Origin of the sequence: Bacillus sp. THAF10, assembly GCF_009363695.1 — a bacterium.
Lineage (GTDB): Bacteria > Bacillota > Bacilli > Bacillales > Bacillaceae_I > Sutcliffiella_A.
Genome location: NZ_CP045403.1, coordinates 1,682,859 through 1,702,491, shown reverse-complemented (window position 1 = coordinate 1,702,491; position 19,633 = coordinate 1,682,859). Strand labels below are relative to the sequence as shown.

At 39.7% G+C, this 19,633-nt stretch carries 17 protein-coding genes; 2 read left to right on the top strand and 15 right to left on the bottom strand.

The window, feature by feature from the left end; translation table 11 throughout:
* Nucleotides 1-43: 43 nt before the first annotated feature.
* The 15 genes from rpe to FIU87_RS08870 form a co-directional block, all read right to left on the bottom strand.
* On the bottom strand, nt 44-694 hold the full coding sequence (gene rpe / locus FIU87_RS08940; RefSeq protein WP_152444273.1) for a ribulose-phosphate 3-epimerase: 651 nt from the start codon (nt 692-694) through the stop codon (nt 44-46).
* Nucleotides 695-698: 4 nt separating this feature from the next.
* A complete protein-coding gene (gene rsgA / locus FIU87_RS08935; protein WP_152444272.1) occupies nt 699-1,577 on the bottom strand; it encodes a ribosome small subunit-dependent GTPase A in 879 nt (292 codons plus the stop codon).
* Nucleotides 1,578-1,596: 19 nt separating this feature from the next.
* Nucleotides 1,597-3,567 carry a Stk1 family PASTA domain-containing Ser/Thr kinase gene (gene pknB / locus FIU87_RS08930; RefSeq protein ID WP_152444271.1) on the bottom strand — a complete coding sequence of 657 codons (1,971 nt, stop codon included), beginning with the start codon at nt 3,565-3,567 and terminating at the stop codon, nt 1,597-1,599.
* A gap of 5 nt (nt 3,568-3,572) precedes the next feature.
* Entirely contained in the window at nt 3,573-4,322 is a 750-nt protein-coding gene (locus FIU87_RS08925) for a Stp1/IreP family PP2C-type Ser/Thr phosphatase (RefSeq protein WP_152444270.1), read from the bottom strand.
* Between the two features lie 9 nt (nt 4,323-4,331).
* Complete coding sequence (rlmN, locus tag FIU87_RS08920; RefSeq protein WP_152444269.1) at nt 4,332-5,417, bottom strand: dual-specificity RNA methyltransferase RlmN; 1,086 nt, start codon at nt 5,415-5,417, stop codon at nt 4,332-4,334.
* 2 nt (nt 5,418-5,419) lie between these two features.
* Entirely contained in the window at nt 5,420-6,757 is a 1,338-nt protein-coding gene (gene rsmB, locus FIU87_RS08915; protein ID WP_152444268.1) for a 16S rRNA (cytosine(967)-C(5))-methyltransferase RsmB, read from the bottom strand.
* 1 nt (nt 6,758) lies between these two features.
* Nucleotides 6,759-7,703 carry a methionyl-tRNA formyltransferase gene (gene fmt, locus FIU87_RS08910; protein ID WP_152444267.1) on the bottom strand — a complete coding sequence of 315 codons (945 nt, stop codon included), beginning with the start codon at nt 7,701-7,703 and terminating at the stop codon, nt 6,759-6,761.
* Between the two features lie 7 nt (nt 7,704-7,710).
* Nucleotides 7,711-8,190, bottom strand: coding sequence for a peptide deformylase (gene def / locus FIU87_RS08905; RefSeq protein WP_152444266.1), 480 nt, complete (start codon nt 8,188-8,190; stop codon nt 7,711-7,713).
* A gap of 23 nt (nt 8,191-8,213) precedes the next feature.
* Complete coding sequence (gene priA, locus FIU87_RS08900; protein WP_152444265.1) at nt 8,214-10,622, bottom strand: primosomal protein N'; 2,409 nt, start codon at nt 10,620-10,622, stop codon at nt 8,214-8,216.
* Nucleotides 10,619-11,824 (bottom strand): bifunctional phosphopantothenoylcysteine decarboxylase/phosphopantothenate--cysteine ligase CoaBC, encoded by a 1,206-nt coding sequence (gene coaBC, locus FIU87_RS08895; RefSeq protein ID WP_152444264.1) that lies wholly within the window; start codon nt 11,822-11,824, stop codon nt 10,619-10,621. Before coaBC ends, priA begins: the two co-directional genes overlap by 4 nt.
* Before the next feature lie 75 nt (nt 11,825-11,899).
* Nucleotides 11,900-12,133, bottom strand: a complete 234-nt coding sequence (gene rpoZ / locus FIU87_RS08890; protein ID WP_152444263.1) for a DNA-directed RNA polymerase subunit omega — start codon at nt 12,131-12,133, stop codon at nt 11,900-11,902.
* 1 nt (nt 12,134) lies between these two features.
* Nucleotides 12,135-12,749 carry a guanylate kinase gene (gmk, locus tag FIU87_RS08885; protein ID WP_152444262.1) on the bottom strand — a complete coding sequence of 205 codons (615 nt, stop codon included), beginning with the start codon at nt 12,747-12,749 and terminating at the stop codon, nt 12,135-12,137.
* A 14-nt stretch (nt 12,750-12,763) separates the two neighbouring features.
* On the bottom strand, nt 12,764-13,027 hold the full coding sequence (gene remA, locus FIU87_RS08880) for an extracellular matrix/biofilm regulator RemA (protein WP_152444261.1): 264 nt from the start codon (nt 13,025-13,027) through the stop codon (nt 12,764-12,766).
* Nucleotides 13,028-13,087: 60 nt separating this feature from the next.
* Nucleotides 13,088-13,960 carry a YicC/YloC family endoribonuclease gene (locus FIU87_RS08875; RefSeq protein ID WP_152444260.1) on the bottom strand — a complete coding sequence of 291 codons (873 nt, stop codon included), beginning with the start codon at nt 13,958-13,960 and terminating at the stop codon, nt 13,088-13,090.
* Nucleotides 13,961-14,120: 160 nt separating this feature from the next.
* Nucleotides 14,121-16,802: a calcium-translocating P-type ATPase, SERCA-type gene (locus tag FIU87_RS08870; RefSeq protein WP_152444259.1), complete on the bottom strand. Its 2,682-nt coding sequence runs from the start codon at nt 16,800-16,802 to the stop codon at nt 14,121-14,123.
* Nucleotides 16,803-16,961: 159 nt separating this feature from the next.
* Here FIU87_RS08870 and FIU87_RS08865 point away from each other — a divergent pair, with 159 nt between their 5' ends.
* Together FIU87_RS08865 and FIU87_RS08860 are read left to right on the top strand one after the other, a co-directional pair.
* Nucleotides 16,962-18,668, top strand: coding sequence for an Rqc2 family fibronectin-binding protein (locus tag FIU87_RS08865; protein WP_152444258.1), 1,707 nt, complete (start codon nt 16,962-16,964; stop codon nt 18,666-18,668).
* Between the two features lie 95 nt (nt 18,669-18,763).
* Nucleotides 18,764-19,534 (top strand): SurA N-terminal domain-containing protein, encoded by a 771-nt coding sequence (locus FIU87_RS08860; protein WP_152444257.1) that lies wholly within the window; start codon nt 18,764-18,766, stop codon nt 19,532-19,534.
* Nucleotides 19,535-19,633 lie beyond the last annotated feature (99 nt).

The window sequence follows — 19,633 nt, the reverse complement described above, 5'->3', positions numbered from 1 at the left end:
CACCTTCTTTCTAACGTAAAAAAGCCTTCCAAAAGAAGACTTTTTACTGGTTGTTTCGAATCGTTTGAATGGCTCTTTTTCGGTCTTCTTGATTATAAATGGCAGAGCCTGCAACAAGCACGTTCGCTCCTGCATCTACACAAAGCTTGGCAGTTTCGGCATTAACTCCTCCATCTACCTCTATTTCTACTTGTAAATTTCTTTCCTTAACATGTTGAGCAACCTGCTTTATTTTCGGAAGAACACTTGAAATAAAGGCTTGGCCCCCAAATCCTGGGTTTACTGTCATCAACAGAACGAGATCTACATCTTCAAGTATTGGCAAAATACTTTCTACCGGGGTTGCAGGATTGATGACGACCCCTGCTTTTTTACCAAAAGATTTAATGTGCTGGATGGTTCGGTGGAGATGAGGACAGGCTTCCACATGAACGGAAATAATATCCGCTCCAGCTTTAGCAAACGCCTCAATATACTTATCAGGATTTTCAATCATCAAGTGCACATCAAGCGGCAAGTCTGTCACAGGTCTCACTGCCTCTACGATTAAAGGTCCTATCGTAATATTAGGAACAAAATGACCATCCATCACATCAATATGAATATAATCTGCTCCTCCAGCTTCAACTTCTAGGATGTCTTTTTTTAGATTGGCAAAATCAGCGCTTAAAATAGAAGGTGCGATTTTTATCATAAGGTTAGTACCTCGGCTTTCTATTTCTTATTTCATCTACAAAGGAAAGGTAATGCTCATATCGAAAAGTGGCAATTTCTCCATTATCAACGGAAGCTTTTACCGCACACTTAGGTTCTTTTATATGCGTACAGCCCCTAAATTTGCAGCTATCGCTTTTTTCCACAAACTCAGGAAAGCAATCCTTTACTTCATCTGCATGAAGCTCTGTAAATTCTAGTGAGCTAAACCCAGGGGTGTCTGCAACAAAGCCATGATTAATTTCTATTAGCTCCACATGTCTTGTGGTATGCTTTCCACGACCTAAATGAGAGGAAATGATGTTTGTTTTTAGATCTAGCTCCGGTCGAAGGACATTCAAAAGCGAGGATTTCCCAACCCCAGATTGTCCTGCAATGACAGAAGTTTTATCTTTCAGATATGGAAGAATCTCTTTTAGTTGTTCTGGCTCTTTAGTTGACGTCAGCAACACTTCATATCCAACTTCACGGTAGTAATCTGCATACTGCATCAACTCTTCTTCTTTAGATAAAAGGTCCATTTTAGAGATGCAAATTAATGGAGTTACCCCTTTAGATTCAATTAGAACTAAGAACCTGTCTAGCAAACTTGTGCTAAATTCAGGTTCCATAGCAGAAAATACAAGGATAGCCTGATCAATGTTTGCAATCGGTGGCCTGATGAGTTCATTGGTGCGTGGGTGCACATCCATGATATAGCCCTCTTGGTCATTTTCCGCTTGAAAGACAACGATGTCCCCAACAAGAGGGGTAATTTTATTTTTTCTGAAAACCCCTCTTCCCCTACATTGGGTAACGGCACCGTCGGCTGTCAAAACATAATAAAAACCACTCAATGCTTTGACAATCTTGCCTTCTGGCATACACTCACTCCTTTAATGATTACTCAATATCGTCATAGTTTACTGTTTCTTTTTTGACAACTTCCCCATCAACACGTATCTCGTATTTAGCCTTTTGTTTGTATGCAACTGTTAAGGTGAAACTGGAAACTAAATCATCTGTAATGATATATCTTTCGATGGGCTCGTCCATATTTTCGCTATTTAAATCCTCCACAAACACTTCTACTGTTTGTTCTGCACCTTCTTCTTCCGGATCATATGTTACTTCAAGTGGAATATCCACTGTTTTTTCTTCTGGCTGTGGTCCTTTAGAGACCGTAAGTTTTATTTCATCGCCTTTAATCACTTGAGAATCTGGGGCTGGTTCTTGCTTTATAATATTTCCTTCTGAAACAGATTCATGATATTCTTCTGTCACTTTCGGTATAAGCCCTAATGTAGCTAAATGACGCTCAGCAAAGTTTAAGGAAGATCCTTCATAATTATCTAATTGAATGGGACTTGACCCTTTGGAAATATAAAGAGTGACAACCGTCTCATCAGGGATGACGGATTCGCCAGCTTCTGGCTCTTGACGAATAACAGAGCCTTCTGGGACGTCCTCAGAATATTCCTCTTCAGGCTCGTAATCCTTAAAACCTTTATTGGTTATACTATTAATTGCGACATTTGCTGGTTCATTTGTGTAATCTTCCATTTCCACCTTTTCTTTTCCAAGACTCAAGAAAATGGTTATTGCTTTACCCTCTTTCACTTCATCTCCAGCTGGTGGAACGGTGCGAATTACTTTTTCTTCTTCAAAATCATCACTGATCTCTTTTTTCGTCTCATCAATAACTAAGCCCATATCTGTAAGTTCTTTTATGGCATCTTCATGATCTTTTCCAGATACATCTGGAATTGTAACATCTTTAGGAAGAAGCAGGGATGGCAACCATGTTACCGCAGCAACCCCTCCCCCAACTAACAGAACCAATAAAATCAACAATGTCATGATCCATTTTTTCTTTTTCTTCTTTTTCGGAGGAGATGCTTTTTTTTCTTCTTTAGATGAATTATCCTCTACCGTCCTAATTTTAGTTTCGTCTTCATTAGGAAAGGAATGAAAACCACCTTTTATGATAGGAATTGCCTTTGTAGCTTCTTCATCTTCGTCAGGCACATGAAATTTAGGTTCATGCATACGATTTGGATCAAGGGCGGTCATGACATCCGTTTGCATTTCTTCAACAGAAGCATAACGATGAAGTGGATCTTTCGCCATCGCCTTTAAGATAATGTTCTCCATGCTTTGTGGAATACTTGGATTCCACCTTTTTGGAGAAGGTGTTTCTGATTGCAAATGCTTTAGTGCAATAGAAACAGCAGACTCACCTGAAAAAGGTAGCCTTCCCGTTAATAATTCAAACATGACAATTCCGAGTGCGTACACATCGGATTTTTTCGTTGCTAAACTTCCACGTGCCTGTTCTGGAGATAAATAATGAACAGATCCCAATAATGAGTTAGTTTGAGTAATGGTTGTTGAACTAAGAGCCATTGCTATTCCAAAATCTGTTACTTTAATGGTCCCATAATCATCAATCAATATATTCTGAGGTTTAATATCTCTATGAATAATTCCATTATCATGCGCGTGAGAAATAGCAGAAGTCAGCTGATTCATGATTTCTACCGCATTATAATGATCTACTGGAGCATATTGCTGTATATACTGTTTCAGCGTTTTGCCGGAAACATGCTCCATGACAATATAATATATATCATCCTCTTCCCCAATATCATAAATGCTAACAATATTTGGATGATCAAGGCTTGTTGCAGATTGAGCTTCTCTTCTGAATCTGCGAATAAATTCCTCATCGTTTGCAAAATCTAATCGTAACACTTTTACAGCAACATCACGGTCCAAAATCATGTCATGGGCAAGGTAAACATTCGCCATTCCCCCGCCACCGATGACTTCTTGTACTTTGTAGCGATCATTTAATCTTTTGCCTATTAACACCTATCTCACCCACTCCCTACTTCGGAGACAGATAATTCCAATATGGCTACCGTGATATTATCTTCCCCACCGTAATGGTTGGCGCGTTTTATTAGATCATGCGCTTTTTCAGAAACATCTTGGTCATCATTTAATAAGACCTCGGCAATCTCTCGTTGGCTTACTTTGTCACTTAATCCATCAGAACAAAGCAATACATAACCTGGATCGTCATATGTAATCGTTTTAACATCTATCTTCACTGTTTTTTCTGTCCCCAAAGCCTGTAGTATGACATTTTTTCTTGGATGATGCTCGGCATCTTCTTTTGAAATTTGTCCACTTTTCACTAACTCATTTACAAAGGTATGGTCCTCTGTAATCTGCTTGCTAATTTCTTTTGTAATGAGATAGATTCGGCTATCTCCTACATGCGCATAGGTGACAAAGGAATCTCCTAGAACCAACGCCACAATCGTTGTCCCCATGCCATTGCATTCCTCATGACTGTTTGCATGGTCAAATAAGAGCTGATTTGTTTGCATAACAAACGTCTTCAGCCAAGTTTCAGCAGGCTCAGGGGAAGAGATGTTTTCCGTCTCTTCCCACATTGCCTTCAAATGTTGGACAGCTTTTTCACTTGCAACCTCCCCAGCCTGATGACCACCCATGCCATCACACACAATTGCAAGTAATGTACCGTCTTTATTAACAAAGATTCCCCCATTGTCTTCATTATGTGAACGAACTCTCCCTCTATCTGTTAAAAAGACCATTAACCCCTGTCACCTCGTCTCTTCTTTCCGCTCCTTTGCACGCAGCTGGCCACATGCAGCATCAATGTCGTGACCTTGTTCACGACGTACAGTTACATTAACACCTTTACTCTTTAAGGTTTTTTCAAAAAGTTTAATTTGTTCTTTTGGTGTTCTGACATAATCACGCTCAGGAACATAGTTAACGGGAATTAAGTTAATGTGACATTTAACCCCCTTCACAAGTCTTGCAAGCTCTTCAGCATGTTCGACCTGATCATTCACTCCTCCAAACAATCCATATTCAAAGCTAACTCTTCGTCCTGTTTTCTTAATATAGTAACGAATAGAATCCATTAGCTCAGGTAGCTTATATGCTCGGTTAATCGGCATTAATCTAGATCTTAACTCTGTGTTTGGAGCATGAAGAGAAACTGCAAAATTAATTTGAAGATTCTCATCGGCAAATTTATAAATTTTTGGAATGATACCGCTAGTTGAAACGGTAATATGACGCGCACCAATATTAAGTGCTTTATCATGATTAATAATTTTTAAGAAATCTAACATCTCATCATAGTTATCAAAAGGTTCCCCAATTCCCATGATAACCACATGACTGACTCGCTCATCAAGTTCATCAATTGCTTGTTGGACTTTAACAACTTGCGCAACAATCTCACCGGCTTCTAGGTTTCGCTTTAATCCACCTAGTGTAGAGGCACAGAAGGTACATCCTATTCTGCAGCCCACCTGGGTTGTCACACACACCGAATTACCATATTCATGCCTCATCAGTACCGTTTCAATGGAATATCCATCATGAAGCTCAAATAAAAACTTCATGGTTCCATCGGAGGAGGTTTGTTGCACAATGGTTTTTAGCGTCGTCAGAGTATAAGTTTCCTCCAGCTTTTCTCGAAGGTTTTTCGACAAGTTGCTCATTTCATCAAAGGACGCTACTCGTTTTTGATACAACCATTCAAAAATTTGCGTGGTTCTAAATTTCTTTTCTCCAATACTTTCTAACCAGTCTTCCATTTCGTGCAATTGTAACGAGTAGATGGATGGTTTATGAGTTGCTTCTAGTTTGTTTTCTTTTTGTGTTTGTTCCATCTTTACACCTGCTTTCTTAGTCTAGCTATAAAGAATCCATCAGTACCGAAATGATGAGGCAAGAGCTGTAGCATCCCATCCTTCACAAGAGGGCTCACCTTTTTCGGCAATAGATCCTTCAAAGTTACATCTATTTCAAAATCACTATTCTTTTCAAGAAACTGTTGAACGACATCTGCATTTTCTTCTTTATCAATTGTACATGTACTATAGACTAAAGTTCCACCTTTTTTTACAAGAGGTGCCACTTCATTTAGTATAGCCAATTGTATCGAAGCTAATTGTTCAATGTCCTTATACGTTTTTGAATACTTCAGATCTGGTTTTCTACGTATAACACCAAAACCAGAGCATGGAGCATCCACCAGCACCTTATCAAACGATTCCTTTGTAAATACTTTCGTTGCGTTTCTGCTATCAAGAGACTGAGCTGTTAAATTGGAAAGCCCGAGCCTTTTTGCCTGATCCTTAATAAGTTTTACTTTGTGATCATGTAAATCAGTAGAGACGACACTGCCACTGCCTTGGAGTAATTCTGCAATGTGGGTGGATTTCCCACCAGGAGCAGCACAGCAATCATAAATATTGTCGCTGTTTTCCACTCCCAACGCTTTCCCGACAAGCATAGAGCTTTCATCCTGAATGGAAATGTATCCTTTTTTGTACGTGTCGGAAAACACCATATTTCCTTTAAGGGAAACTATGCTCTCTTCTGCTATTTCACCAGCTTGTACAGAAAACCCTTCTTCCAAAAGCATATCCAGAACTTCTTCCACATTGGCCTTCGTTGTGTTCACTCGGGCAGTTTGAAATGGAGCAACTAGGTTCATCTTACCCATATTTTCTGTTTCTTCTACTCCATACTGTGCTATCCATTTTTCTACGAGCCACTTTGGGTGACTGGTTGTAACAGATAGCCTTTCAGCATCGTCAGTTATAACAGAAAAATCAGGTGCGCCATTTCTTTGGAAGGATCGTAATACGCCATTTACTACTGCTGCAACCCCTTTATGACCTCTTGTTTTGGCAATTTCTACTGCTTCAAATATGGCAGCTCGTTCTGGAATTTTATCTAAATAAACCATTTGATAGACGGTCATTCGTAGCAGTACTTTTACCCAGTCTTGAAGTTTTTTCTGTTTTTGAATATATGGAGCTAAAATATAATCAAGGGTGATGCTACGCTGGATGGTCCCATATACAAGCTCGGTAAAAAGCCCTGCATCCTTTTTGTTTAACTTACCAGATTCAAGATAATTATTTAATAGCAGGTTGCTGTATGCCTGATTCTTTTCAATACTTAAAAGAGCTTCAAGAGCAACCTCTCTGACTTTTTTCATGTTATTCTCCTAGCTTCGTGCCTACTGTTAAATTGGCTCCGGCACCGTTTAAGAACTGTGAGCCTGACATTCTTTTTTTACCAGCAAGCTGTAAATCTGTTATTTTTATTGCCGTATCGTTACCAGTTTTTATAACCATACCATCCTCGTCTTTACGTATGATTGTCCCCACTTCACCTTCTGGGGAGCTTACAACCTTTTCCCCCCACCAGATTTTCATCACTTGACCCTCTAACGTGGTATATGCTACAGGCCAAGGATGCATGCCGCGAATATGATTATAGACCGATTCACCATCTTGTTCCCAGTTGATTTTTTCTTGCTCTCTTTTAATATTGGACGCAAAGGTAGCCTCTTGATGGTTTTGCTCCACTGCTGTTACCTTTTTCTCAAAAACTAACGGAAGGGTTTCAGAGAGAAGTTTGGCACCAGCAATGCTTAGCTTGTCATGTATGCTTCCAACATGATCATCTTCTTCAATTGGCACTTCCACTCTCGAGAGCATATCCCCCGCATCTAACTTTTCGACCATATACATGACGGTGACACCTGTCTTTTCCTCTCCTTTTATAATGGAGTAGTGGATAGGCGCACCTCCTCTATATTTTGGAAGCAACGAGGCATGGACGTTAATGCAGCCAAATTCAGGAGCGTCAAGCAATGGCTTTGGTAAAATTTGACCAAAAGCAGCTGTCACAATCAAATCAGGGTTTAGCCCGACTACTTTTTCATATTCTGAGGGCTCCTTTATCTTCTCTGGCTGTAAAACAGGAATGTGATGTTTCTCTGCTTCTACTTTTACAGGCGGTGGAGTTAGCACTTTTTTTCTGCCTTTTGGGCGATCAGGCTGTGTTACCACTGCAATAACCTCATAGCCATCTTTTATTATTTGTTGTAAAACAGGAACAGCGAAATCTGGAGTTCCCATAAACACAATTTTTTTCATCTCTTATTCACCCTTCTGCTTCTAGCTCGTTTTCTTCGAAGTATCTTGTCACTTTGCTGGTAAATAGAACGCCATTCAAATGGTCGATTTCATGTTGAATCGCTCTTGCAAGAAATCCACTTGCTTCTAACTCATACCACTTACCTTTTCTGTTTTGAGCCTTTATTTTCACCGTATTTGCTCGTTTGACCTCTCCATAAAGTCCAGGAAAACTTAAGCAACCCTCAGGGCCGACCTGCTCTCCTTGTGCATCGAGAATTTCAGGATTAATCATTTCAATTTTGCCGTGTTTATCATCAATATCCACTATGGCAATTCTTTTGGCAATCCCGATTTGTGGCGCTGCTAAACCGACTCCGTCCGCTTCAAGCATCGTGTTATACATATTGGAGAGTAAGCGATGTAATCTTTTATCAAAAACCGTCACCACTTCGCAATTTTCCTCTAAAACTGGAGACGGATATTTCACGATATCTAGTATTGTCAATCTTCATTCCTCCAAGCTTTTCTCTACATCAGCATATAAGGGTTTAAATCAATATGAATGGCTAATTTTTCTTGATCCATCGTTGTTTGATACTTTTCAAGAATACTCTTTAGAATCTCCTCAAGCTGTGGTTCTTTTTTATATTTAATAATACATTGATAGCGATAACGGTCCTTTATTCTCGAAATCGGCGAGGCAACAGGACCTAAAATAACCGCAGTGTTTGAAAGCTTTCCATTTAGATACCTTGTAATGCTCTCTGTTACGGATACCACCTTTGTCAGCTCCATATGAGTGACCGTTACGAGTGCAAGGTAGTAAAAGGGTGGATACTGATGAAGCTTTCGCACCTGCATTTCTTTATGATAAAACTGAAGATAATCATGGGAACCTGCCAACTCGACACTATAATGCTCAGGTGAATAGGTTTGAACCACAACCTCTCCTTTTAGAGTGTGACGTCCGGCTCTTCCTGAGACCTGGGTTAATAATTGAAAGGTTTTCTCAGACGAACGAAAGTCCGGAATATTTAGCATCGTATCAGCTGTTAGTACACCAACAAGTGTAACATAAGGAAAATCCAGACCCTTTGCTATCATTTGCGTCCCCAACAGGATATCAGCTTTACGTGCTCCAAACTGCTCTAAGAGCTTTTCATGGGCACCTTTTTTCCTGGTTGTATCAACATCCATCCGTATCACTCTAGCCTCTGGCAATAGCTTTGTCAGCTCTTCTTCTACCTTTTGTGTTCCCGTACCAAAAAAACGAAAATGCTCACTATCACAGCTAGGGCAAGTGGATTTGACAGGCTCTTCATACCCGCAATAATGACATTTCATCCCATTGGAACTTCTGTGATAGGTTAAAGAAATATCACAATGCGGACATTCTACCACATATCCACAGTCTCGACACATAACAAAGGAAGAATAACCTCTTTTGTTCAAAAATAAAACCGATTGTTCTCCTCGCTCTAAGCGCTCTTGAAGCTTTTCTAGAAGTGTTCTCGAAAACATCGATCGATTTCCTTCGCGAAGCTCTTCTCGCATATCCACGATATCCACATCAGGCATACCCTGTTCGCTCATTCGCTTGTCCATTTTCAAAAGCTTATACACGCCCTTTGACGCACGTGCAAAAGTCTCTAAGGTTGGAGTGGCACTTCCAAGCACAACCGGGCAATGATGGAACCGCCCTCTCTCCATGGCAATATCTCTTGCATGATATCGTGGGGAGTCTTCTTGTTTATAGCTGGTTTCGTGTTCTTCATCAATGATTATGATTCCAATGTTTTCAAAAGGTGCAAATATTGCTGAGCGTGCTCCCACAACTACCCGTACTTCTTTACGATGAATTTTGCGCCATTCATCATACTTTTCCCCCATACCAAGGCCACTGTGCAAAACGGCCACATCTGAGCCAAAACGAGATTTAAATCTGTTGACCATTTGAGGAGTAAGGGCAATTTCAGGTACCAACACAATCGCTTCTTTTCCTTTTTGCAAAACTTCATGGACAGCCTGCATGTATACCTCGGTTTTCCCACTTCCTGTTACTCCAAACATCACATAGCCATCATGCTTTTTTTGTTCAATCGAATCGAGAATAGGACTGATTGCTTCTTGTTGTTGGGGAGTAAGTGGAAGTGGAGAGGTGGGAGTGAACGTTCTGTCTTGATAAGGATCGCGATAGATCTCTTCGTCAACTTCTTCAATAATTCCATACTTCTTCAAGGCATCAATGGCAGCAGAACCTATTTGCAATTCCTCCATTAGCCACTTCTTTTCTAGTATTTCTTGTTGAGTCTCTAATAAATGATGAATTAACTTAATCTGGGCCTTTGCCCTTGTTGATATTTGCCCCTTTACCTCTAAGAGCTTTTCATGTGAAGCAATTATTTTAACAACCTTGTGTGTTTTCTTTTTTAGGCGATCTTTCACTTCGTAATAAACTTCAAGAGTATCCTCATCTATTAACGCTCTAATTTTCTGGAAATGGTTGGTCCCACTTAGTTCCTCAAACTTTATTTTGTCCTTCCCCTGAAAAAAAAGCTCTATTTCAGGTTGCAGTTTAGCGGGGTTTTTAACCATAATCCATTTTTCATATTTTGCCTTTAAAGCCGCTGGCAGCATAGCTTGATAAGCGGAAATCGTAAAGCACAAAGTGTGGTCCCTAAGCCATTCAGCCAGCTTCATTAGTTCGTTTGTCAGAATTGGCTCAATATCAATCAAGGCGGATATCGGTTTGGTTTTTTCGATGCTTGTGGTCTCTTTTACCTCAACCACAAACCCTTGAATTTGCCGGGGACCAAAAGGAACATTTACTCTCATTCCAGGCACAATTACTTCTCTCCATTGTTCAGGAATTTCATAATCAAAAGCACGATCCGTCTGTTTTACGGGTACATCAACGATTATACTGGCATATTTCATGCGTTTGGTTCCTTAAGCTTTTTGCTAATTTCATCTAATAAACGAGCAGCTACATCATTTTTAGACATCAAAGGGAGTGATTGAGCCGTTCCATCCTTATGAAATAGGGTAACAATGTTTGTATCTGTACCAAATCCGGCGCCGGTTTGGGTAATATTATTAGCCACAACGAGATCTAAATTTTTCTTTTGTAACTTCCCTTGCGCGTATTCTTCGACATTATTTGTTTCCGCTGCAAAGCCGACTAAGAATTGATGCTTCTTCTTCTCTCCAAGCGTTTTTAAAATATCCATCGTGCGCTCCATTTCAATAACCAGATCTTCCGTTTGTTTTTTCACTTTACGATCATAAACAAATTTTGGTCGATAGTCCGCAACCGCTGCTGATTTTATAACAATATCCGCTTCTTCGTAAAGGGAAAGAACTTTTTCATACATCTCTTGTGCAGATTCCACTCTATACGTACTTACATTCACCGGGTCACATAAATTGGTTGGTCCTGAAACGAGTGTCACCTTTGCACCCAAACTAGCTGCCTTTTCCGCGATTGCATACCCCATTTTACCCGAAGAATGATTGGAAAAGAAACGCACAGGATCGACCTTTTCCACTGTCGGACCTGCTGTGACAAGCACATTTTTTCCGCTGAGCGGCTTTTTTTCTTGAAAATAATTTTCCAAAGCAACCACAATGGACTCTGGTTCTTCTAATCTTCCTTTTCCAACATATCCACAAGCTAAAAAGCCCTCTCCAGGCTCAATAAAGTGGTAACCAAAAGATGCTAAGCGGGTCATATTATCTTTTACCGCTGGGTGATCGTACATATGGACATTCATGGCTGGTGCAATCCAGACTGGTGCGGTGGTTGCAAGGAGAGTGGTCGTTACCATATCATCTGCTATTCCATTGGCAAGCTTGCCGATGGTATTGGCCGTTGCGGGAGCAACAAGATTTAGATCAGCCCAATCTGCTAAATCAATATGGGAAATGACAGAAGGATCTTTCTCAGCAAACGTGTCGGTAAAAACTTCATTTCGTGAAAGTGCCTGAAAGGATAAGGGAGTCACAAATTTGCAGGCAGATTCGGTCATGATGACCTTTACTTCTGCTCCTTGTTGCACAAGCTTACTTGTTAAGGCAACTGCTTTATAGACAGCAATCCCCCCTGTGACACATAATAAGATTTTTTTGTTTTTCAACATGTAATCTACCCCCGTTTATAAAAAAGCAATGCCGATACCTTAAAAAAATAACAACCTATCTCTAGGTTGTTATTTTTACTTGTAATTAAGGATTCCTTCGCTTCTTTCAGCAGTTTTTATGGATTTTGCAGTTAAAAGTCCCGCATCGATCTCTTCTAGTGCTTTTCCGACGCATTTAAAGGAAGCTGTCTTTTCGATCATTTGATCATTTTGTTGCTGCATCTCTCTTGCACGTCTTGCTGATACAGTAACCAACGTGTATTTAGAATCAAGCTTTTGCATGAGTGAGTCAATAGATGGGTATAACATATTATTCAGCCTCCAGCATTTGTTTGTATTTTTCACGAAGTCGCGTCCGTTTACAATGTTCCGCTTGAACAATAGCTTGGATTCTGTCACAAGCTAGGTCTACTTGATCATTTTCGACCACATAGTCATAAGCATCCATCATTTCAATTTCTTCTTTTGCAACTGTCATTCGATTGTTAATTAGATCTTCTGTTTCCGTGCCTCTTGTTGTGATTCTGTTTTTTAATTCAGTAAGACTTGGTGGCATGAGGAAAATAAACACACCTTCTGGGAATTTATTCTTCACCTGAATGGCACCTTGTACCTCTATTTCTAAAAATACATCTTTTCCTTCTGCCAAGCACTGCTCCACATAATCAACAGGCGTTCCGTAATAGTTGCCAACATACTCTGCCCATTCGATAAATTTATCCTTTTCAATCAGTTCTTCAAAAACCTCACGGGATTTAAAGAAGTAATCCACTCCATCAACCTCGCCTTGCCTAGGGTTACGAGTAGTCATTGAAATGGAATAATGCAAACGAACATCATCTTTAGAAAACAAAGCTTTTCTTACTGTTCCTTTACCAACACCAGATGGCCCTGATAGAACAATTAATAATCCTCTATCCTTCATTTATCTATAAATACCTACCCTTCATCAGACATATCATCTTTATTAATTAGCCTTTGTGCAACAGTCTCAGGTTGGACTGCAGATAAAATAACATGATCGCTATCCATGACCAACACAGCCCTTGTTCTTCTACCATATGTTGCATCAATTAGCATACCTTGATCTCTTGCATCCTGAATAATACGTTTTATCGGAGCAGATTCCGGACTGACGATAGAGATAATCCTATTTGCAGAAACAATATTACCAAAGCCAATATTTATCAATTTAATATTCATGGTTCTCACCTCTAGTTACAAACTCTATTTTAACCTTGTTTTTCTATTGATAATCAAAGATTACTCAATGTTTTGCACTTGCTCTTTTATTTTTTCTAATGAAGCCTTCATATCCACTACAAAACTGGCAATCTTTGCATCATTCGCCTTGGAACCAATCGTGTTAATCTCCCGGTTAAGCTCCTGAGTGAGAAAATCTAGTTTTCTTCCCACAGGCTCTGAAATAAAGAGGCACTGTCGGCACTGCTCTAGATGACTATGTATTCTACTTAATTCTTCATTGATGTCTGCTTTTTCACTAAAGATCGCGGCTTCCGCAAGTATTCTTTGCTCATCAATTTGAGATTCGAGATATTCCTTGAGCCTTTTTTCTAATCTTTCCCGATAAGCAAGAGCGACAGATGGAGCTAACTGTTTAATACTGTCAGCATCATCTTCTATTTTGTCTAGGTGCACTTGGACATCTTCTCTAAGAGCTTCCCCTTCTATTTGTCTCATCTTGAGCAACTGTTCAGCTGCTGTTCGGACTTGCTCTAGTAAAGGAGTCTCTAATTCCGAGATGAGCTTTTCTGATTGTGATAGAACAAAAAGCTCTTCTATTTTAAGTATATCACTCACTTCAATAGAACCGGAAATATTATATCGATTTTTCATTTCTTGAATCTCTTCTATGTACATTCCTAAAAGATCCCAATCCACTGAAAGTTGTTTTCCAGATAAGCCTCCTTCAGTGGTGATAAATATTTCTACACGTCCTCTCTGGATGATGGACGCCACTTCTTTTTTTATTTTTTCTTCTAACAACATAAACTGCTTAGGCATCCTGACTATGATTTCACAAAATCTATGGTTAACAGATTTCATTTCGACCACGATTTTCACATTGTCATAGGATGCTTCTGAATGGCCAAAGCCTGTCATGCTTTTTACCATTAATCTCACGTCCGATCTTAAGTATATTTTTTTATACTTAGATGCTAAGCAACCACTATATTAGCACTCTTTGCCTTATTTTGAAAGTTATTTTTACAACATCCTAACACGTAAGAAAGGTAATAGAGACTTTTCTCTACTACCTTCTTTCACCATTATATCATATTTTTTTCTTTTTACTTGTAAAGAGAGATCCCACTAAAAGAAATGTTGGCAAGGAAGCCATTCCTAAGATCAGCAGCCATTCTTTAGGCGCAAGGGAGACAGTATGGAAGATAACTTGTAATGGCGGGTAGTAAATCACAATCAGCATGAGGATGATGCTAGAAATGACGGCTCCTACCAAATACAAATTCTGAAACGGGTTTCGATGAAAAATAGAACGGTCGCTTCGGCAGTCAAAGACATGAATCAACTGTGCCATAACTAAAGTTGCAAATGCTACAGTTTGTGCGTAGATAAGATTATCAGGATGTTGCTTATAGACAATCAAAAATGCGAGCAATGTAGCAAGTCCGATTAAAAAGCCTCTTGAGATTATTTTCCACCATAAACCGCGAGCAAAGACCCCTTCTTTTGGGTGTCTTGGCTTACGCTTCATTACATCACCCTCAGCTTGATCAAGTCCTAGCGCCATCGCAGGTAATCCATCAGTCACAAGATTCACCCACAAAATCTGGATTGGTACTAGTGGTAAAGGGAGTGCTAAAAGCATCGCAAAGAGCATCACGAGAATTTCTCCAACATTGGATGCTAGTAAATATCTGATAAATTTTCTTATATTCTCATAGATGTTTCTACCTTCTTTAATTGCAGCCTTTATCGTTGCAAAATTGTCATCAAGCAATACGAGGGAAGATGCTTCCTTTGCCACATCTGTACCGGTAATCCCCATCGCAATACCAATATCTGATGCCTTAATGGCAGGAGCATCGTTTACTCCATCTCCTGTCATGGCAACAATATGTCCTTTTTTCTGGAGCGCTTTGACGATGGAAAGCTTATGCTGTGGCGACACTCTAGCATAGACATACACGTCATCTACAATATCTTCTAGTTCACCTTGCGTCATGGTCTGTAAACTTTTCCCCTCTAAAACCTTACCACCCATTGGCAGAATCCCTATTTCTGTCGCAATGGCTTTCGCGGTAATCACATGATCACCTGTAATCATGACCGTTTTGATTCCAGCCTCCCTACACTCTTTCACTGCTTGCTTCACTTCTTGTCGTGGCGGATCAATCATCCCTTGTAGCCCTATGAAGATAAGATCTTTTTCTATATCCTTTTCTAACAACTCTTCATGAAAGGAGGAGATTGGTTTAAATGCCACTGCTATATTTCTAAGGGCCTGTGATGCTAAGCTGTGTACCGTATCTTTCACAGCATGCTGATGCTTATCAGAGAAAACCTCTCGTTTCCCTTGCCATAAAATCGCTTCACAACCATTTGCTATCACGTCTGGTGCACCTTTTGTAATAACAAACATCTTTCCGAGTTCATCCTTTACCACAACACTCATCATCTTTCTCTCTGAATCAAATGGAAATTCTTTTATCACTTGAAACTCTTTGCTGATGCCCTCCCGAGTATACCCTGCCTTCATGGCAGCAACCACTAATGCTCCCTCCGTTGGGTCACCGTCTAATACATATTGTTTGTTTTTTACTTTTAATTCAGCATTATTACATAAAAGCCCGAACGTAAGAAGTTGGACTAATGATTTTTCCATCACCGAGCTTTTATTGTTCTCTGTATGAAATTCTCCTTTAGGCTCATAGCCATTCCCTGTCACATGCCACATGTTACCTCCTGACCAGAGGTGAGTGACTGTCATTTTGTTTTGAGTGAGTGTGCCTGTTTTGTCCGAACAAATAACAGAAGCACATCCTAAGGTTTCGACTGCAGGGAGTTTTCTTACTATTGACTTTTGTTTAATCATCCGTTGAACGCCAAGTGAGAGCGCAACAGTCACAATGGCTGGTAATCCTTCTGGAATTGCTGCTACCGCAAGAGAAACCCCAGCAAGAAACATTTCATATAAGCTGTGACCTTGAATGACTCCCACTACTACGACAAGTACTGTTAAAATGAGGGCCACAGTAATTAAAATTTTTCCAAGCTGCTCCAATTTACGCTGCAGAGGCGTAATCGTTGATTCAGCAGATTGCAACAAATCGGCTATTTGACCCATGGCTGTATTCATACCCGTTGCCACCACTACACCAATTCCTGATCCTCTAGTTACAAGCGTTCCCATAAAGGCCATATTCTCTTGATCCCCTATTGCGACATCCATGCCGTGCACAGGCTTGTCACTTTTTATGGTAGGAACAGATTCACCTGTAAGCGCAGATTCTTCTATTTCGAGCGAGTTAGCCTGTACAATTCGTAAATCCGCTCCAATTCTATCGCCGCTTGAAAACTTAATAATATCACCAAGCACAACATCTTTTGATGCAACCTTTCGCCATTCGCTTTCTCTTAATACCATCACCTGTGGAGCAGATAGCTCTTTTAATGCCTGCAAGGATTTCTCGGCTTTTCTTTCCTGAAAGAAACCTAAAAATGCATTAATTACAACGATTGCAATGATGGCAACTGCATCAATGTACTCTCCTAATAGTCCGGAAATGAGTGTGGCAGCCAATAAAACGACAACCATAAAATCCTTAAACTGTTCTAAAAACAACAAAAAGGCGTTCGGTCGTTCCGCTTCCTTTAGCTCGTTCGTCCCAAATTGATGCAAACGGCTCTTCGCTTCTGACTCACTCAAGCCAGCATGGATATCAGAATTAATTTGTTGTTCTACTTCTTCTGCTCTCATTTCATGCCACTTCATCTGTCACACCTCACAACCTTTGCACAAAATCTATCTAACAAAGTCTATTCAGACCTGTCCAAAAAAATGATATACTTTTTGAGCGTTGCAAGAATCTATAAGCTATAATGAGAAAAAGAACCCTTGTATGCCGTGAAAAAGAAAGGAAGTTAATCCGACATGAGTTTTGATGGGATTTTTACATATGCCATGACAGCAGAATTGAAGAAGCTGGAAAATGGAAGAATTAATAAAATTTATCAACCTTATAAAAATGAATTAATAATCACTGTTCGCTCAGGAGGGAAAAACCACAAGCTGCTCATAAGTGCTCATCCTAGCTATGCTAGACTGCACTTAACAGAAGAAGCCTATGAAAACCCTGCAGAGCCGCCAATGTTTTGTATGCTGCTTAGAAAACACCTGGAAGGCAGCATTATCACAAACATCCATCAAGTAGGCATGGACCGTATCATCATCCTTGATGTGAAGGCACGCAATGAAATCGGTGATATTTCCTATAAACAGCTTATTGTAGAAATTATGGGACGCCACTCTAACATCATTTTTATCGATAAAGAAAAACAAATGATTCTAGATAGTATCAAGCATGTTCCAATGGCTCACAACAGGCATCGAAGTCTTTCCCCTGGTCAGCCATATGTGCTTCCTCCTTCACAACATAAGCTTGACCCTTTTGAAGTGACAGAAGAGGCAGTTAGAAACAAACTCGACTATTTCTCTGGAAAATTAGACAAGCAACTTGTTCAGCTCGTTGCTGGAGTTTCTCCATTATTTGCAAAAGAAGCAGTTTATCAAGCAGGCTTAGCTAACAGAGAGACGTTACCGAAAAGCTTCCTTCAACTCCTGGAGAAGGTAAAGCAACATGCGTTTCAACCGCAAATGATTATAACAGAAGACAACAAAGAACAATTTTACTTCATGAACCTTGAGCATCTAAAAGGAGAACGTAAGCATTTTCCAACACTCAGTGAGCTTTTAGACCGTTTTTACTTCGGGAAAGCTTCTAGAGATAGGGTGAAACAGCAAGCAAACGATTTGGACCGCTACATCACGAATGAAATTCAGAAAAACGAAAAGAAAATCCTAAAACTGGAACAAACATTAATAGATGCAAAAGAAGCAGAGAAGTATCAGTTGTACGGGGAACTGCTAACAGCAAATCTCTATCAGATCTCGCGCGGTGATAAAGAGGTAACTGTTACCAATTACTATGATGAAAATGGCGGCAGCATCACCATTCGTCTTGATGTACAAAAATCCCCATCAGCTAATGCTCAAGCTTATTTCAATAAATACCAAAAAGCAAAAAATTCCCTTTCCATTGTCGAAGAACAAATTGAAAAAGCTAAAAAGGAAATTCAATACTTTGACATGCTAAGTCAGCAAGTGGAAACAGCATCTCCTAAAGACATTCAAGAAATTCGTGAAGAGCTTATGGAAGAAGGCTATATGCGAATGAAACAAAGTCGCAAAAAAATCAAACCGCAAAAGCCTGTTTTAGAACAGTATACCTCTAATGAAGGCATCGAGATTCTGGTCGGTAAAAACAATAAGCAAAATGATTATTTAACAAACAAAGTAGCTCGCCGTGATGAAATATGGCTGCATACAAAAGATATTCCTGGGTCCCATGTGGTGGTCCGCAGTGAAGACCCTAGTGAGGAAACCATCATGCAGGCAGCGACCATTGCTGCATATTTCAGCAAAGCACGGCACTCAGGCTCTGTTCCTGTTGATTACACAAAAGTACGACATGTCAAAAAACCCTCTGGCTCAAAGCCTGGTTTTGTCATATACGAACAGCAGCAAACCGTGTATGTAACACCAGACGAAGAAGTAATTATCAGCCTGAAAAAATCATAAATCTATCCCAAAAAAGGGGTAAATATTTGCTTCCTCATAAAAACCATGTTTAAATGGAAAAATAGTTTTATATGCTTTAAATTGGAGGGTACAACATGAAAAAGATATCTTTATTTCTAGTGACCATACTTACAGTTGGAGTACTTGCAGCTTGTGGATCTAAAGATGACAATGCTGCTAAAGAAGGCAATAAAGAGCAAAACAAACAAGAAGAAAAAGCACCAGAAGCAGAAAAAGTAGATCCAAAAGAAACAGTCGCCATTGTAAATGGCAAAGAAATAAAAGGTGAAGAGTACAACATGATGCTCGAACAGACACAAATGATGATGATGCAATTTGGACAAGCTGGTGGCGACGCAGATAAAATGAAGGACCAAACATTAAATGCCCTAATCGACCAGGAAGTTCTATCTCAAGAAGTAGCTGACAAAGGCTACAAAGCATCTGAAGATGAAGTAAATAAATACTTGGAAGAAATCAAAGCTGGATATGAGAGTGAAGAAAAATTTAAAGAAGCTCTTGAAGGAACGCCATTAACCATGGAAACTCTAAAAGCACAACTTGCAGAAGAACTTGCTCTTGAAAAATACATGGAAAAAGAACTAGGCGAATCTAAAGTAACCGACGATCAAGTCAAAGATTACTACAATCAAGCAAAAGAACAAAGTGAAGCACAGCAAAAACAAGCTCCCGAAGGAGAAGAAAAAGCTAAAGAAGGCGAAGAAGCACCTGAAAGCAAATTCCCTGAGCTTGCAGAAGTAGAAGACCAAATTCGCGGTCAGCTTGAAAAAGAAGAAAAACAAAAACAACTACAAACCATCGTCGAAGACTTGAAAAAGAACAGCGACATTGAGAAAAAGATATAATGATGAAAAAGAGCTGTTAGAGCGTCTTCATTGACGTTCTAACAGCTTTTTATATGACCTTTATGGAAGAGTCTGCTCGTAAGGGTCCCCTCCACGTTT

Excerpts from the sequence above, each read along its gene's own strand:
- rpe (WP_152444273.1), bottom strand. The coding sequence starts at position 694 with ATGATAAAAATCGCACCTTCTATTTTAAGCGCTGATTTTGCCAATCTA.
- rsgA (WP_152444272.1), bottom strand. The coding sequence starts at position 1,577 with ATGCCAGAAGGCAAGATTGTCAAAGCATTGAGTGGTTTTTATTATGTT.
- FIU87_RS08925 (WP_152444270.1), bottom strand. The coding sequence starts at position 4,322 with ATGGTCTTTTTAACAGATAGAGGGAGAGTTCGTTCACATAATGAAGAC.
- rlmN (WP_152444269.1), bottom strand. The coding sequence starts at position 5,417 with ATGGAACAAACACAAAAAGAAAACAAACTAGAAGCAACTCATAAACCA.
- rsmB (WP_152444268.1), bottom strand. The coding sequence starts at position 6,757 with ATGAAAAAAGTCAGAGAGGTTGCTCTTGAAGCTCTTTTAAGTATTGAA.
- fmt (WP_152444267.1), bottom strand. The coding sequence starts at position 7,703 with ATGAAAAAAATTGTGTTTATGGGAACTCCAGATTTCGCTGTTCCTGTT.
- priA (WP_152444265.1), bottom strand. The coding sequence starts at position 10,622 with ATGAAATATGCCAGTATAATCGTTGATGTACCCGTAAAACAGACGGAT.
- coaBC (WP_152444264.1), bottom strand. The coding sequence starts at position 11,824 with ATGTTGAAAAACAAAAAAATCTTATTATGTGTCACAGGGGGGATTGCT.
- rpoZ (WP_152444263.1), bottom strand. The coding sequence starts at position 12,133 with ATGTTATACCCATCTATTGACTCACTCATGCAAAAGCTTGATTCTAAA.
- gmk (WP_152444262.1), bottom strand. The coding sequence starts at position 12,749 with ATGAAGGATAGAGGATTATTAATTGTTCTATCAGGGCCATCTGGTGTT.
- remA (WP_152444261.1), bottom strand. The coding sequence starts at position 13,027 with ATGAATATTAAATTGATAAATATTGGCTTTGGTAATATTGTTTCTGCA.
- FIU87_RS08875 (WP_152444260.1), bottom strand. The coding sequence starts at position 13,960 with ATGGTAAAAAGCATGACAGGCTTTGGCCATTCAGAAGCATCCTATGAC.
- FIU87_RS08870 (WP_152444259.1), bottom strand. The coding sequence starts at position 16,802 with ATGAAGTGGCATGAAATGAGAGCAGAAGAAGTAGAACAACAAATTAAT.
- FIU87_RS08865 (WP_152444258.1), top strand. The coding sequence starts at position 16,962 with ATGAGTTTTGATGGGATTTTTACATATGCCATGACAGCAGAATTGAAG.
- FIU87_RS08860 (WP_152444257.1), top strand. The coding sequence starts at position 18,764 with ATGAAAAAGATATCTTTATTTCTAGTGACCATACTTACAGTTGGAGTA.